This is a genomic window from Micromonospora sp. D93 (assembly GCF_018070365.1).
In the GTDB taxonomy this organism is placed as follows: Bacteria; Actinomycetota; Actinomycetes; order Mycobacteriales; family Micromonosporaceae; genus Micromonospora; species Micromonospora ureilytica.
This window is the reverse complement of the sequence record NZ_JAGPXW010000031.1, coordinates 51,347-66,920: the sequence shown is the minus strand read 5'-3', so window position 1 is coordinate 66,920 and position 15,574 is coordinate 51,347. Positions and strand designations below refer to the sequence as shown.

Here is a 15,574-nt window from a genome sequence, read left to right as displayed (position 1 = left end):
GCGACCGGCGACTCAGAGCACCGGATTGGCGTCGGTGAGTAGTCGGTCGATCTCCTCCAGCACCTCGGCGCGATCGCGGTGCACCGGGTCGATGAGCGGCACACCGCGCCGGTCCAGCGCACCCCACCGTCCGTTGCCGCTCTCGACCAGGAACGCCACCGGGTGGATGACAAGCATCGGGTGCGCCGGCGGGACCAGCACCGTGCCGGTGCGATCCACCACGCCCCGCCGACCCGCCACGTCGACCACGGCGAGCCCCTCGTCGGTGAATCCGTCGATCTGCCGACCGTCGGCCAACTCGGTGACGAAGCCGTGGTAGCGGGTGGGCACGACGATCCGGCCCGTCCGGTCGACCGCCCCCCACCCTTCGCGTCGCACCGCGGCCAGCCCACGCCGGAACGGTCGTACCTCGGCGAAGTTGGGGGCGACCTGCACCGCTCCGGTCGCGTCGATCGCCGTCCACCCGTTCTCGCCGACCACCCAGGCCAGGCCGTCGCTGAACGGACGCGCGGCCCGGAAGGACGGCGGGATCACCGTCGTACCGAGCAGGTTGATCAGCGACCAGCGGTCGGTGTCCGGCCGGCGGACCCAGGCCAGCCCGTCGTGGAAGGGCTGCGCCTCCGCGTAGCGGGCGGGGATGACCACGTCACCGTCGTGGCTGGTGTAACCCCACAGCGGTCCGTCCCGGTCCGGCAACGGGGGCCGGTCCCGGTCGAGCACCTCGTCCCGACCCCGGCGGTACGGCCCGAAGCCATCCGCCTCGGCCCGTACGGTGACCGCGTCGAGGGCCACCCGGACCCGGTCCAGCAGTTCGGCGTCGGCAGCGCCGCGCAGGTCCAGCGCCTTCTCGAAGTGCTCGCATGCCTCCATGAGCCGTCCCTGGTCGTAACACGACCGCCCGGCGTGCTCGTGCAGCGCGGCCCGCAACCGGTCGGGCAACTCGATCGAGTTGGCCTGGGCGAAGAGCTGGTCCGCCTCGGGGAAGTCGCCGCGCCAGCGCAGCACGTGGGCCAGCCGGGCCTGGGCCAGCGCGGTCCGGCGCAGTTCGCCGGTGGCCTCGGCGTAGGTGAGGGCGAGCCGACCGTCGGCCAGCGCGTCGTCCAGGTCGCCGAGAATCCGCGAGGCCACCGCCCGCAGGCTGAGCAGCCGGGCCCGGGCGCGGTTGTCGACAGCCGAGCCCAACTTCTCGGTCAGTCGTCGCCGGATGGCCCGCAGGTCGTCCGGCTCCGTCAGCTCCTCGCGCAGGGTGACCGGGTCCAACCGCCAGCGGTACGCGGCCAGCACCTGCTCCGGGTCGCCCGGGTCGGCCAGCGACGGGCGGGTCACCACCGGTGGTGCGTCGTCGGGTGGCGCGGACACCGGCACGTTCTCCCCGTCCGAACCGCTCCTCGGGGCGGGTACGGCCGAGGCGGGTGGCCCGGACGCCGGCTCCACCGACGCCGGTGGCGCGGAGACGGGCGCTACCTCGGGCGCCGGCGGCGCGGAGACGGGCGGTGGAGTCGAGGCTGGTGGCGCCGAGACGGGCGCCGAGACGGGCGGCGCGGAGACGGGCGCTGCGGCGGGCGCCGGTGGCGCGGAGACGGGCGCTGCGGGCGGGGCTGTTACCGGCGGTGCCGGGGGAGCGGATACCGGCGTGACCGAGGCGGGCGGCGCGGAGACGGGTGGTGCGGAGATCGGCGGGTTCGTGTCGTCCGCGGATGTCATGGACAGCGCGGCGTCGACCGGCCATTCGTCGGCCCGCGAGCCATCCGTCGGGCTCGTGCTGCGACCGTCGGTCGCGTCTGCCGGCTCGTCATGCGGTGCGAGTTCGTCCGACGGGTCGTACTCGACCGGGTCGGCGTCCTCGTTGGGCGACGCTGTGGGGGGCCGCTGGTCGGCCTCGCCCTCGGCTTCGAGGTCGGCTTCGGCCTGCTGGCGAGGAATCGCGACGACAGGTGCGCCAGAGACGTCACCGTCCGCCGTTCCCGTGTCGAACGTCGGCTGCGGGTCGTCGTCCAGGTCGTCCGCCCAGAGACGGGGAGCACCGGAGACCGGGTGGGCGGGCGGCGCGGAGACCGGGGCGAACGCGTCGTCCGCCGTCGACCCGCTGGCGTACTCGTCGGCCACGTCGAGGTGGGTGTCGGCCGTTGACGTTTCCGTGTCCGGCGTGGCCGGTGTCGTGGGGAAGTCGGGGTCGCCGGACGTCGACTCGTCGTCGGCCGGGTCGAACAACTGCTGATCCGTCGCCGGCTCGTCCTGGTCGGATTCGCCAGGCTGAGCGGGGCTGAACCACGCTGTCGGCCCGCGGACGCCGGGGACGTCGTCCGGCTCGCGAACGGGCGTCACCTGCTCTTCCGAGGGCGGCGGGGGCACGTAGCGGCGCGGCGTACCGGGGGCCAGTGGGAGCGCCGGCGCGACGTCCTCCACCGGTGGCTGCGCGGCCGCAGGGGTCGGGTCGGCCGGGATCGGGTCGGGGCGGGTTGCCGGTGGCTCCGGCGCCCGCCAGGTGGGCGGCGGGGCGACCGACGGGCGTGCGTCCGCCGTCGGGGCCGCCGGCTCCGGCGAGTACGGGCGCTGCGGCGCGACCGGGCGCTCCGGCGAGTGCGGCCGATCGGCGGAGTGCGGCCGCTCTGGGGAGTGCGGCCGCTCTGGGGAGAGCGAGCGGTCAGGGGAGACCGGTGGGCGGTCGGTCGGTGGGGTGCCGGCCAGCGGGTCGCCGACCCGACGGCGATCCGGGCCCGGCTCCTCGCCGCGCCGCTGGTCGGCCGGGCGGTCACCGGTGCCCGGACCGGGATAACGCGGCGGCGGGGTGTGGCGCGCCCCAGACGTCGGTGGCGGTTCGGCCAGCGGCCGGCGTTCCGGTGCTGGCGGGGGCTCCGACCGCTCGTCGGCGCCGGGCGGGTCCACCGGCGCCGGCAGGTACTCCAGCCGCAGGCGCGCGGCGGGTGGCCCGGAGACGGGCCGGTCGAAGGCGGGAGAGACCGGGGCGGCGGACACCGGTCGGTCCCAACCGGGGGAGACGGGGGCCGGTGACACCGGTCGCTCCGGGGACACCGGTGGGGCCGGCATGGCACGACCGGACGCGGGCGGCGCCGACGCGGCCGGGCGTACCTGTCGCTCGTCGTACCGCGCCGCCTGTCGCTCGTCGGGCCGGGACGGCGTGCCCGCCGGCCGTTCGGACCGGGCGGCCGGCCGCGACGCGACGCCCGGCTCGGCGCTGCGGTACGGCTCCGTGGTGCGCTGCGGGTCGGGTCTGCGCTGCGGGTCTGCGCTGCGCTGCGGGTCGGTGCGGCGGTCCGGCTCCCGGGTGCGGTCCGGGGTGCGGTCCTGACGTACCGGACCCGGTGCCGGCCAGGGCAGTTTGCCGTCCGACCGTTGGCCCGGCTGCGGCCGGGGCTCGCGGTACGCGTCCTCACGAGGCGCGTCCTCGCGGTAACCGGTCTCGCGGTAGGTGTCCGGGCGGGCCTGCTCGCGGGGTCGCCGGTCCGGGTACGCCTCGGCGCGGGCCGCCGCCTCACGGGGCTGCTGCCGGTGCGGGTCGGTGTCGGGCCGACGCCGGGCGTCGTCGAGGCGGGGCTGGTCGGGCTGGTCCGGCTCGGGTCGACGTCGTCGTCCACCGTTGGGTGACGGCGCCGCGCCGATCTCCTCGTCCGCGCGGTAGCGCGGCTCTGGGCGGCGCAGGTCGTCGGCGGCCCGGTCCGGGTACCCGTCGGCGCGGTATCGCGTCCGGTCATCCGCGCGTGCCCACGGGTCGACCCCGTCGGCGATCCGGCCGTCGTGGTCGCGGGTGGGTCGGACGCCGTACCCGTCGTCGGGGTGCCGTTCGTAGCCGGCGGCTGTTCGCTCCGGTGTGCCGCGCCGGCGTGGTGGGTCGTCCGGCTCGGGCACCCAGCCGGGTTCGGGCCGGGGCGCGGGGGAGACCGGCGGCGTGCCCCGGTAACCCCGATCCCGCTCGGTGGGCTCGGGCCGGGGATGGCGACTGTCGTGCCGCTCGGGGGTGGGCTGGTCCCGGTGCCAGGCGGCTTCCCGCGCGGGTCCCCGTTCGTCGGCGGGGCGTCGGTCCGACCAGGCGGTACGCCTGTCGGAATCGGGGGAGCGGCGTTCGTCGCGGCGGGGTGGTTCGGGCAGCGGACGACGGTACGGCTCGTGGTCGTAGTGGCGGGAGTCGGCGCTGTCGGGTCGGCCGTAGGTCGACGTGTCCGCCGAGCGCTCGTCACTGCGGAGTCGGCCGTAGGCAGGTGTCTCGCCCGGCTCGTCGTCCACCCAGGACCGGCCCGGGGGTGTCTGGTCCTCCGGTGGTTCGTCGGACCACGACCGGCCGAGGTAGGTGCCGTCCGGGCGGGTGGGCGCGAGTGGCGGCACCTCGGCGCGGCCGGACACCGTCGCCCGACCGCGTGGTGGCGGCTGGTGCGGCGTGCCGATGTCGCCGGCGTAGCGCTGGCCGGGGAACTGGGGGTGCCATTCGGTGGTCGGTTCGACCACCCAGGACGGTTCGTTCGGGTCCGGCCACCGGTCGGTGTAGCGGCCGTTCATCCGTCGAGCCCGTCGCCACACCCGGCCGCTGGGCCGATCCTCGCCGGGCGTGAGCTGTCCGCAGCCGCCGCCGGGTGACCGCTGGGCGTCCGGTCGCCGCCTGCCACGCCCCGGTGGCCGGCTCGCGTCCGCTCGCTCACGCGTTGTCACCTCGTTGCAAATTGTCGCGCTGGGGCCCGCACATGCCGGTCAGGTCGCCACTCCGGCAGGCCGTGGCTGCGGATGGAGGGTAACGGCGTGGGCTCGCTCACCGCCACTGTGGTGCCGCCAACCGGGCAAACGTTATCCCATTGGTTTCGGACATTTGGTCCTATAACCGAATCTGTTCTCCGACCCTACCGCACTCGGCGATCACCTGGCTCCGGCGGGTTCGCAGCGTTCGTTCAGGGATGCTCCATGATGAGGACGGCGAACGTGCCGGGAGTGAGCGCCTCGTAACGGTGCGGTGCGTCGCCGGGGAACGTGGCGTAGTCACCGGGGTCGAGTTCGACAGGCGTCGCGTCGGGCCCCACCCGTAGTCGGCCGGCGGCGACCACCACGTGCTCGATGCTGCGGGGGGTGTGTCCGTGGCCGGCTCGGACCGCGCCCGGCTCCAGCCTGATCAGGTAGACGTCCCGGCGCAGGTGCGCCGCACCGGCGCTGAGCAGCGTTCCGCTGAAGTCTGCCTGCTCGGAGCGGACGTGGGGCCCGTCCCCGGCCCGGATGACCCGTACGCCGTCGTCGACGGGCTCCACCAGCCGGCTGAACGGCACACCCAGTGCGACGCCCAGGGCCCAGAGCGTCTCCACGCTCGGATTGCCGGTGCCCGACTCCAGTTGGGAGAGGGTGGACTTGGCCACGCCCGCCCGGCGGGCCAGTTCGGTCAGCGAGATGCCGACCCGTTCCCGCTCCCGGCGCAGGGCGGCGGCGATGGTGGCCAGCGGGGCAGCCGGTTCCGAAGGCATGCCTTCGCTCCATTGGGTCGAACGTTCGGTCTGGCGAACAACGGCAACCCGTTCAGCATGGTGAACGCATGCCAGGATCCGCTCAGATACGGCGAAACTGCTGCCTCTGAGATGGCTGAGGCAGCAGTTTCGCTGATGTTGCGCGGATCTTGGGGTGCGGTGCGGAAGCCTGGGGTCAGACCTTGTCGCCGAGCTTGACCTGGGGCGCCGGAGCGCGCATCCGCCGGAAGGTGATCGACCGCATGACCGCGTAGAGGAAAAGCGAGCCCATCCGCTGGCCGGTCTTCGGGAAACGCTCCCGGACCAACCTGCTGATCTTGCGGCAGATCAGCACCGAGTCGACGACCACGCCCAGCGCCAGCGCGCCCCAGAGCACATTGGAGATCAACCGGACCAGCGGCGGCATGGCCGCGTTCGACCCGATCAGCACGATCAGCGCGCCGCCGAAGAACCAGGTGCCGACGGTACGACGGGAGTCGACCACGTTGCGGGCCAGCAGCCGCTCCGGGCCACGGTCGCGGGGGCCACCCTCACGGCGGAACTCCGACGCGGCCTCGGCGCGCAGCTGGCGGCGACGCTCCCGCTCCTCCTCCTTGGTCAGGGGGCGGGTGGGGCCGGCCGGGCGACGGCCGACGGTCGGCCGCTTGGGCGTCTCCCGACCCTTGGCCGGGGTGTAACCCCGGGAACGCTCAGCGGCCTCCTCGGGGGTCACCGAGGTGACGGCCTCGTCGACGAGGTCGGTGGACTTGCGGCGAAAGAGCGACGGCACGCGGCAAGGGTAGCCAACGTCCCGCGCCCGGTGCACATCGCGGTGCAACGGGCGACGGCTCCAGGTCGCAGGGTCGCGAGCTGGAGCCGTCGTGGCGAACGAAGGGTGACCGAGGTTACGGACGCTCGGCGTGCGCGCCCAGGTCGGCGAGCTTCGCCTCGAAGTCCTCGTAGCCCCGGTTGATCAGGTCCACGCCGTACACCCGGGAGGTGCCCTCGGCCGCCAGCGCCGCGATCAGGTGGCTGAACCCGGCCCGCAGGTCCGGGATGACCAGGTCGGCGGCGTGCAGCTTGCTCGGCCCGGCGATCACCGCGGAGTGCTTGAAGTTGCGCCGGCCGAAGCGGCACGGGGTGCCGCCGAGGCAGTCCCGGTAGACCTGGATGTTGGCGCCCATCGAGTTGAGGGCCTCGGTGTAGCCCAGCCGCTGCTCGTAGACCGTCTCGTGGACGATCGACAGGCCACGGGCCTGGGTCAGCGCCACGACCAGCGGCTGCTGCCAGTCGGTCATGAAGCCGGGGTGCACGTCGGTCTCCAGCGCCACAGCGTTCAGCTCACCACCCGGGTGCCAGAAGCGGATGCCGCCCTCCTGGCCGGGGTCGCCCAGCTTCGGCGCGCGGGCGTCGGTGACCTCGTACTCGCCGCCGACCGAGCGGAAGATGTTCAGGAAGGTCATCATGTCGGCCTGCTGGGCGCCGAGGACCTCGACGTGACCACGGGTCGCCAGGGCGGCGGCCGCCCAGCTCGCCGCCTCGATACGGTCCGGGATCGGCCGGTGGGTGTAGCCGTGCAGCTTGGGCACGCCCTGAATCTCGATCACCCGGTCGGTGTGGACCTTGATGATCGCGCCCATCTTCTGCAGGATGCAGATCAGGTCGATGATCTCCGGTTCCACCGCGGCGTTGCGCAGCTCGGTGACGCCCTCGGCCATCACGGCGGTCAGCAGCACCTGCTCGGTGGCGCCGACGCTCGGGTACGGCAGGGCGAACTTGGTGCCGTGCAGCCCGTTCGGCGCGGACAGGTGCAACCCCTCCGGCCGCTTCTCGACAGTGGCGCCGAACTCGCGCAGCGCCTGAAGGTGGAAGTCGATCGGGCGCGGGCCGATGTGGCAGCCGCCCAGGTCCGGGATGAACGCGTGCCCGAGCCGGTGCAGCAGCGGGCCGCAGAACAGGATCGGAATCCGGCTGGAGCCGGCGTGCACGTTGATCTGGTCGGTGCTGGCGCTCTCCACGTTCGCCGGGTCGAAGACGAGCTCGCCGTCCTCGGCGCCGTCGGTGACCTTGACGCCGTGCAGGCCGAGCAGACCCCGGACCACCTCGACGTCGCGGATCTTCGGCACGTCGAACAGTCGGCTCGGGCTGTCGCCGAGGAGCGCGGCGACCATCGCCTTCGAAACCAGGTTCTTCGCGCCGCGCACGCGGATCCGCCCTTCGAGCGGAGTGCCTCCGTGAACGACCAGGACGTCGTCGGTCAACGCAACCTCCAGCGCGTCGGTGCTGCAGTGTTATTGGTGGGGCGCCTGAGCTTTCTCGCTACCCCGGATGCGGCCATATCGAAACGGCCCGCGTGTGTCGTCGCTTGGGCAGCATAGCCCTCGGTGACGAAAAAGGACTCGGTCACATCGGCGTGTGTGGCATTAATCGGTGATCCGGCACTTTTGCGTACCAAGAGCGCTACGGATCGTGATCAGGGCATCGTCGGCGGCGGAGTGTCCGCACCGGGCAGGGCGAGCATCTGATCCAGCGCGACCCGGGCGTGGTGCGCGGTGTCCACGTCCACCGTGATCTGGTTGGCGACCCGGCCCGCGACCAGCTCCTCCAGTGCCCAGACGAGGTGCGGCAGATCGATCCGGTTCATCGTCGAGCAGTAGCAGACGGCCTTGTCCAGGAACATGATCTGCTTGTCCGGGTGCGCCAGCGCGAGCCGGCGGACCAGGTTCAGCTCGGTGCCGAGCGCCCACGCCGAGCCGGCCGGAGCCGCCTCGATCGTCTTGATGATGTACTCGGTGGAGCCGACGTAGTCGGAGGCCGTCACCACCTCGTGCCGGCACTCCGGGTGAACCAGGACGTTGACCCCGGGCACCCGCTCCCGTATGTCGTTGACGCTGTCCAGCGTGAACCGGCCGTGCACCGAGCAGTGCCCCCGCCACAGGATCATCTTCGCGTCGCGCAGCTGCTCCGGGGTGAGCCCGCCGCCGGGCTTGTGCGGGTCGTAGAGCACGCAGTCGTCCAGCGACAGGCCCATCTCCAGCACCGCCGTGTTGCGGCCCAGGTGCTGATCCGGCAGGAAGAACACCTTCGACCCCTGCTCGAAGGCCCAGTCCAGGGCGCGCTTGGCGTTGGACGAGGTGCAGACCACGCCGCCGTTGCGACCCACGAAACCCTTGATGTCGGCCGAGGAGTTCATGTACGTCACCGGCACGGTCTCGCCGGCGATGCCCAGCTCGGTCAGCGTGTCCCACGCGGCCTCGACCTGGCCCAGGACCGCCATGTCGGCCATCGAGCAACCCGCCGCGAGGTCGGGCAGGATCACCCGCTGGGTGTCGGTGGTGAGGATGTCGGCGCTCTCGGCCATGAAGTGCACGCCGCAGAAGACGATGTACTCCGCGTCCGGGCGGGCCGCGGCCTCCCGGGCGAGCTTGAACGAGTCGCCGGTCACGTCGGCGAACTGGATCACCTCGTCGCGTTGGTAGTGGTGCCCCAGCACGAAGACCCTGCTGCCGAGCTTCGCCTTCGCGGCGGTGGCGCGGGCCACCAGATCCGGATCGCTGGGCGCCGGCAGGTCGCCCGGACACTCGACGCCGCGCTCGGTGTCGGGGTCGCTGCCCCGGCCGAGCAGCAGCAGAGCCGTCGCCGTGTTGGAGGGTTCCACCCAGGTCGAAGTCACGTAGCCCATGGTCCCACAGCAGGAGCGCGACGCAGCTCCGCTCGGTGTGGGCTGCCACACTGCTCGGCATGCGCGTGCTGCTCTGCCCGGACAAGTTCGCCGGCACCCTGTCCGCACCTGAGGTGGCCGCCGCGGTCGCCGCCGGTTGGCGCACCGTCACCGACGGCGACGATCTGCTGATCCGGCCGCTCGCCGACGGCGGGCCGGGCTTCGTGGAGGTGCTCGCCGAAGCCCTCGGCGGTCGGCGGGTGCCGGTGCCGACTGTCGATCCGCTGGGCCGGCCGGCGGCCGGTGAGATCCTGCTCACCGCCGACGGCGCGACCGCCTATCTGGAGAGCGCGCAGGCGTGCGGCCTGCACCTGCTCTCCGCCGCCGAGCGCGACCCGAAGACCACCACCTCGTACGGGCTGGGTCTGCTGGTGGCCGCCGCGGTGGAGAGCGGCGCCCGCACGGTGGTGATCGGGCTGGGCGGCTCCGGCACCAACGACGCCGGCGGCGGAATGCTCGCCGCGCTGGGCGTGACCCCCCTCGACCAGGGCGGGGCGGCGCTACCGTACGGCGGGGCGGCGCTCGCTGCGGTCGACGCGCTGGACGGTGCGCCGCGGCTGCGTGGCGTCCGGCTGGTCGCGGCCACCGACGTGGACAACCCCCTGCTCGGGCTGCACGGTGCGAGCAACGTGTTCGGCCCGCAGAAGGGCGCCGACCGCGCTGACGTGCTGCTGCTCGACGCGGCACTGGAGCGTTTCGCGGCGGTGCTGGAACGGGACCTGGCCGGTTGCCCGGCGGGGCTCGGCACGCTGCCCGGAGGCGGGGCGGCCGGCGGCATCGGGGCGGCGCTGCTCGCCCTGGGCGGCGACTGCGAGTCGGGGATCGGCCTGGTCACCCGGGCCACCCGACTCGACGCCGCGTTGGACACCGCCGACCTGGTGATCACCGGGGAGGGGTCGTTCGACCACCAGTCGCTGCGCGGCAAGGTCGTCGCCGGGGTGGCCGGCGGCGCCCGCGACCGGGGAGTCCCCTGCGTGGTGGTGGCCGGGCAGGTCAGCACCGGCCGGCGGGAGGCCGCCTCGGCCGGGGTGACCGACGCGTACAGCCTGGTGGAGCACTTCGGCGGCGAGGAGAGCGGCGGGCTCGACGCCGCGCTGAGCCGGCCCGCGGAGGGGCTGCGCGAACTGGGCGTCCGGCTGGCCCGGCAGTGGAGCCGCTGAGCGTCCCGACCGCCCGTGTGCCTGCCGCCACTGGGGCCGACCTGGGGCGGGGGTCACGCCACGCGGGTGAGCGCGGCCAAGGCGGCGTACGATCGGCTGAGGACCACAACCGGGAATCACTGGGCGGCGCGCGACGTTGGCCAGTGCGTCCGGACCCAAACCGCGCAGGGAGACTTCCACGTGACCACGCCAGCGCAGACCGAGTCGACCGAGGCCCAGGCCCCTACTTCCGTCGTCCTCACCGACGTCGCGGCGCAGAAGGTCAAGGCCCTGATCGAGCAGGAGGGCCGCGACGACCTGCGGCTCCGCGTCGCCGTGCAGCCGGGCGGCTGCTCCGGCCTGCGGTACCAGCTCTTCTTCGACGAGCGTTCGCTCGACGGTGACGTCGTGACCGACTTCGGCGGTGTCGGGGTCGTCGTCGACCGGATGAGCGCCCCGTACCTTTCCGGCGCGACGATCGACTTCGCCGACCGGATCGACGCCCAGGGCTTCACCATCGACAACCCCAACGCGGGCAGCTCCTGCGCCTGCGGTGACTCGTTCAACTGAGTCACACCACACACCAGCGACGATGGGGCCGTTCTTCGGAACGGCCCCATCGCCGTTCCGGTCGGCGGTCGCAGCGGCCCGGGAGCGGTCCCAAGGGTGCCGTGGCGGGCTGGTTGCCGTTGTCCGACCGAGCGGTGACCATCGGGTTGCCGTCCCGGTAGGCTGACCGCGCCCTGCTCCCGACCCCGAGGGTTGACATGAAGATCGCCGTCACCGGCTCGATCGCCACCGATCACCTGATGAGCTTCCCCGGTCGCTTCGCCGACCAGCTCATCGCCGATCAACTGCACAAGGTGTCCCTCTCCTTCCTGGTGGACGACCTGGTGCTCCGCCGCGGCGGCGTGGCGGCGAACATCTCCTTCGGGATGGGTCAGCTCGGGCTGCGCCCGGTGCTGCTCGGCGCGGTCGGCGCCGACTTCGCCGACTACCGCTCCTGGCTGGAGCGCCACGGGGTGGACTGCGACTCGGTGCACATCAGCGAGGTGGCGCACACCGCCCGCTTCGTCTGCACCACCGACACCGACATGTGCCAGATCGCGTCGTTCTACGCCGGTGCGATGAGCGAGGCCCGCAACATCGAGCTGGCGCCGGTCGCCGACCGGCTCGGCGGTCTGGACCTGGTGCTGGTCGGCGCGAACGACCCGGAGGCGATGCTGCGTCACTCGGCCGAGTGCCGCACCCGCGGGTACGCCTTCGCCGCCGACCCGTCCCAGCAGCTCGCCCGGATGCCCGGCGAGGACGTGGTGGCGCTGATCGAGGGCGCCGAGTACCTGATGACCAACGACTACGAGAAGTCGCTGTTGCAGAGCAAGGCGCAGCTGAGCGACGACCAACTGCTGGACCTGGTCAAGGTGCGGGTCACCACGCTGGGCAAGCACGGCGTGGAGATCGCCGGACGTGGCATCGACCCGATCCACGTACCGATCGCACGGGAGATCCGGGCGGTCGACCCGACCGGCGTCGGCGACGGCTTCCGGGCCGGCTTCTTCACCGCGCTCTCCTGGGGCCTCGGCCTGGAACGCGCCGCGCAGGTCGGCTCGCTGCTGGCCACGTTGGTCCTGGAAACCGTCGGCACCCAGGAGTACGACGTCCGCCGCGACCTGTTCGTCAAGCGCCTGGTCGAGTCCTACGGCGACGCCGCGGCAGAAGAGGTCCGCCCCCACCTCCTCCCGGCGTAGTTCCCCACCCCACCCCGGCGATCTTGCACTTTCTGTCGCTGTTTTGCGGCTTCTGCACGCCTTTGTCCGCGCAGAAACTGCAAGATCGCGGGGTGAACGGGGGGTTAGTGGGTGCGGCGGACGTCGTAGGCGGGGCCTTCGGGGCCATTTACCGAGCCTAGGAACTCCTGGCCGCGCATCCGGCACCAGGCGGGGATGTCGACAGCCGCCGCCGGATCGTCGGCCAGCACCCGGACCACAGTGCCGACCGGCACCTCGGGCATCCGTCGCGCCGCCGCGATCACGGGCAGCGGGCAGCGTTGCCCCCGACAGTCGATCACCTCGTCCGGCATCGTCACAGCCCCACCACCCCGGCCTCGGCGCGCAGCCCGGCGACGATCCCGGGCAACTCGGTCAGGAACCGCTCCACGTCCGCCTCGGTCGTCTCCCGGTGCAGGCTGACCCGCACGTTGCCGTGCGAGAGCACCCCCATCGCCTCCAGCACGTGCGACGGACGCAACGTGGACGAGGTGCAGGACGAGCCGGACGAAACAGCGAAGCCCCGCCGGTCCAGTGCGTGCAGCAGCGCCTCCCCGTCGACGTACAGGCAGGAGAAGGTGACCAGGTGGGGGAGCCGGAGCACCGGGTCGCCGACCACCTCCACGTCGGGCACCTCGGCCGCGACCCGCTCCCGGATCCGGTCCACCAGGGCGGCCAGCCGGGTCGCCTCGGCCGCCGCGTCGGCCGCCGCCGCGCGCAGGCTCGCCGCCGCCGCCACGACCGCGGGCAGGTTCACCACCCCGGGGGTACGTCCGCTCTCCCGCTCGTCGGCCGGCCAGGGTGACTCCCAGCGAGTGCCCTTGCGGACCGCCAGCACCCCCACCCCGGGTGGCCCGCCCCACTTGTGGGCGCTCGCCGTGAGCACCGACCAACCGGCCGGCAGGGGCACCCGGCCCACCGACTGCGCCGCGTCCACGTACAGCGGCACACCCACGTCGGAGCACGCGGCCGCCGCCTCGGCGACCGGCTGCACCGTCCCCACCTCGTGACTCGCGGTGATCAACGCGGCCAGCGCGACCCCCGGGGCCCGAACGGCTGTCGACCACGCGGTCAGGTCCAGTCGGCCCGACCGGTCGACCGGCACCGCGGTGGCGCTCCCGCCCGCGCCGACGTGCCGTTCCGCCGCGTGCAGCACCGCCGAGTGCTCGATCGCCGAGTGCACAAGCGTCGACCCGACCCGCCGCCGCCCCGCCAGGCCCCCGAGCACCGCGCCGTGGGCTGCGGTCGTACCGCTGGGGGTGAAGGACACCTCATCGGCGCGGACGCCGAGCGTCAGCGCGGTGGCCTCGCGGGCGGCGTCCAGCAGTTGCCGGGCCCGGCGGGCCTGCGTGTACAGCTTGCCCGGGTCGGCCCAGCCGTCGTCGAACGCGGCCAGCAGCGCCTGCCGCGCGACCGGATGCGTCGGCGCGGCGGTCGCCGCGTCCAGGTAGACCGGGGATGCACTCACAGACCCGCCTTCGTTCGCGGCTGCGGGGCTCGCAACCCCGGCTCACTCCTCGCACTCACAGGTTGCAACGCTATCGCGGCGGTATGCCTAGGATCCCCCCGATGGGGGTCGGACAGTGACCCCACCACGGCCGAGTCCGTCATGGTCGAGTAATCTGCGACCGTCGGTGACGCCTTTGCCGCCGGTGCTGACGAAGGACGCACCGCGGCGCGCTAGGGAGGCAGGACCAGGTGGTCGCAAGGAGTTCGGAGGTACGGCCGTCGGCCGTACGGCACAGCGCTTCCCCAGGGGTTGGTGGACGCCGGGGGCGTGGTGCTGGTCGCCTGGCCGGGCTCGGTCTCGGTGGCGTGGCGTTGCTGGTTCTGCTCACGGGCTGTGACGTCGGTCAGACGTTCCACGGCTTCGGTTGGCCGCAGGGCGGCATCTCGCCGGAGTCCAAGCGGATGTACGACCTGTGGATCGCCTCCTGCATCGCCGCGCTCGCGGTCGGCGTCTTCGTGTGGGGCCTGATCTTCTGGTGCGTCGTGCGTTACCGCAAGCGTGGTAACGCACTGCCGGTGCAGACCCGCTACAACATGCCGATGGAGTTCCTCTACACCATCGCGCCGATCCTGATCGTCTCCGTGCTCTTCTACTACACGGCGATCGTGCAGACCGACGTCGACAAGTTGTCGAAGAACCCGGACGTCACTGTCGAGGTCGTCGCGTTCAAGTGGAACTGGCAGTTCAACTACCGCGACGGCCAGGGCACGGAAGCCCGCACCACCGCGTCGACGCTCGGCACCAGTGAGGTCATCCCGGTGCTGGTGCTGCCGACCAACCGGTCCATCCGGTTCGAGGAGACCAGCCGCGACGTCATCCACTCGTTCTGGGTGCCGGAGCTGCTCTTCAAGCGGGACGTCATGCCGGGCAAGATCCGCAACGTGTTCGAGGTTTCCAGCCTGGACGCCGAGGGTGCCTACGTCGGGCGCTGCGCCGAGCTGTGCGGCAGCTACCACGCGTTCATGAACTTCGAGCTGCGGGTGGTCTCGCCGGAGAAGTACGACCAGTTCCTCGCGGCCAAGCAGAGCGGCAAGTCGACCCAGGACGCGCTGTCCGCGATCGGTGAGCAGCCGTACGCGACGACCACGCAGCCGTTCGACACGCGGCGGACGCAGGACAACTTCAACCCGGACAAAGTTCCGGCCCGCACCGGAAGCTGAGGCAGCGGCATGAAGACCGAGTGGCGTATCTTCCTGATCATCGCCGGGTTCCTCTTCGGTGCCACCATCCTCTACGGGGCGTGGACGCACGGCGAGTCGGGCGGCGTCGAGTGGGTCGGCACCGTCGCCCTGCTGCTGTCGTTCCTGCTCTGCTCGATGTGCGGTGGCTTCTTCTGGTTCGTCTCCCGCCGGATCGACCTGCGCCCGGAAGACCGTCCGGATGCCGAGATCGCGGACGGCGCCGGTGAGGTCGGCTTCTTCAGCCCGGGCAGCTACTGGCCGTTCGGTCTGGCGCTGGCCGCCGCGATCGCCGCGCTCGGCATGGTGTTCTGGCAGTTCTGGCTGATCGGTGCCGGCCTGCTGGCCGTTGTCTTCGCCGCCTGTGGGCTCCTGTTCGAGTACTACAGCGGCACCCGGCGTACCGCCGAGCACTGACACCCCGGTCGCCGTCGCGACCGACCCCTTACGACGAAGGCCCGTTCCCCGAGTGGGGGAGCGGGCCTTCGGTCACGGTGCCGGCCGGTCGGCGAAGCGGTGGTCGGGTGGCGCCGGGGTCAGGCTGCGCGGCGGCGGGCGGGCTGGCGGCGGCGGTCGGCCAGCCGGGTGACCGGGAAGGCGAACGCGCTGACCACCACGGCGGCGCCGCAGTCGGTGCAGATCAGCTCTGGACAGTCGGTGCCGTGGCCGTCGACGCAGGGCGGCGCTTCGAACAGCGCCACGCCCTCGCAGACGTCGCAGTAGAGCTCGCGATGCGACACGGGCGTCTCCTCTCGATACCAGGCGAACCGCCCCCGGATGCGACAGTGACGCACCGACGGCAGCAGAGAACTACTCAGCTGTAGT

General features: G+C 72.6%; 13 protein-coding genes. 5 read left to right on the top strand and 8 right to left on the bottom strand.

The features are described from left to right. Positions 1–12: 12 nt before the first annotated feature. The 5 genes from KBX71_RS27470 to nadA all read right to left on the bottom strand — a co-directional run bounded on the left by KBX71_RS27470 (position 13) and on the right by nadA (position 9,108). Entirely contained in the window at positions 13–4,512 is a 4,500-nt protein-coding gene (locus tag KBX71_RS27470; protein WP_247684199.1) for a WG repeat-containing protein, read from the bottom strand. Positions 4,513–4,895: 383 nt separating this feature from the next. After that, positions 4,896–5,456: a helix-turn-helix domain-containing protein gene (locus KBX71_RS27465; protein ID WP_210820665.1), complete on the bottom strand. Its 561-nt coding sequence runs from the start codon at positions 5,454–5,456 to the stop codon at positions 4,896–4,898. A 175-nt stretch (positions 5,457–5,631) separates the two neighbouring features. After that, positions 5,632–6,225, bottom strand: coding sequence for a DUF3043 domain-containing protein (locus KBX71_RS27460; RefSeq protein WP_210820664.1), 594 nt, complete (start codon positions 6,223–6,225; stop codon positions 5,632–5,634). A 115-nt stretch (positions 6,226–6,340) separates the two neighbouring features. Further along, the gene (gene murA, locus KBX71_RS27455) at positions 6,341–7,696 is read right to left on the bottom strand and encodes a UDP-N-acetylglucosamine 1-carboxyvinyltransferase (RefSeq protein WP_124820727.1); all 1,356 of its coding nucleotides are present in this window, start codon (positions 7,694–7,696) and stop codon (positions 6,341–6,343) included. A gap of 212 nt (positions 7,697–7,908) precedes the next feature. Continuing rightward, positions 7,909–9,108, bottom strand: coding sequence for a quinolinate synthase NadA (gene nadA / locus KBX71_RS27450; RefSeq protein WP_210820663.1), 1,200 nt, complete (start codon positions 9,106–9,108; stop codon positions 7,909–7,911). Positions 9,109–9,176: 68 nt separating this feature from the next. On the opposite strand from nadA, the gene KBX71_RS27445 reads away from it, so the two are divergent. The 3 genes from KBX71_RS27445 (at position 9,177) to KBX71_RS27435 (ending at position 12,043) form a co-directional block, all read left to right on the top strand. Further along, on the top strand, positions 9,177–10,316 hold the full coding sequence (locus tag KBX71_RS27445) for a glycerate kinase (RefSeq protein WP_210820662.1): 1,140 nt from the start codon (positions 9,177–9,179) through the stop codon (positions 10,314–10,316). Positions 10,317–10,496: 180 nt separating this feature from the next. Further along, positions 10,497–10,865 (top strand): iron-sulfur cluster insertion protein ErpA, encoded by a 369-nt coding sequence (gene erpA, locus KBX71_RS27440; RefSeq protein WP_124774267.1) that lies wholly within the window; start codon positions 10,497–10,499, stop codon positions 10,863–10,865. A gap of 197 nt (positions 10,866–11,062) precedes the next feature. Further along, positions 11,063–12,043, top strand: a complete 981-nt coding sequence (locus KBX71_RS27435) for a carbohydrate kinase family protein (protein ID WP_210820660.1) — start codon at positions 11,063–11,065, stop codon at positions 12,041–12,043. Between the two features lie 104 nt (positions 12,044–12,147). On the opposite strand, the gene KBX71_RS27430 is transcribed toward KBX71_RS27435, so the two are convergent. Then, complete coding sequence (locus KBX71_RS27430; protein WP_124820720.1) at positions 12,148–12,381, bottom strand: sulfurtransferase TusA family protein; 234 nt, start codon at positions 12,379–12,381, stop codon at positions 12,148–12,150. Then, entirely contained in the window at positions 12,378–13,529 is a 1,152-nt protein-coding gene (locus KBX71_RS27425) for an aminotransferase class V-fold PLP-dependent enzyme (RefSeq protein WP_210820659.1), read from the bottom strand. Before KBX71_RS27425 ends, KBX71_RS27430 begins: the two co-directional genes overlap by 4 nt. Before the next feature lie 230 nt (positions 13,530–13,759). Here KBX71_RS27425 and coxB point away from each other — a divergent pair, with 230 nt between their 5' ends. Then, the gene (coxB, locus tag KBX71_RS27420) at positions 13,760–14,731 is read left to right on the top strand and encodes a cytochrome c oxidase subunit II (protein ID WP_124820718.1); all 972 of its coding nucleotides are present in this window, start codon (positions 13,760–13,762) and stop codon (positions 14,729–14,731) included. Positions 14,732–14,740: 9 nt separating this feature from the next. Further along, positions 14,741–15,166 (top strand): cytochrome c oxidase subunit 4, encoded by a 426-nt coding sequence (locus KBX71_RS27415; protein WP_196925324.1) that lies wholly within the window; start codon positions 14,741–14,743, stop codon positions 15,164–15,166. 119 nt (positions 15,167–15,285) lie between these two features. On the opposite strand, the gene KBX71_RS27410 is transcribed toward KBX71_RS27415, so the two are convergent. Further along, positions 15,286–15,489, bottom strand: coding sequence for a hypothetical protein (locus tag KBX71_RS27410; RefSeq protein ID WP_210820658.1), 204 nt, complete (start codon positions 15,487–15,489; stop codon positions 15,286–15,288). Positions 15,490–15,574 lie beyond the last annotated feature (85 nt).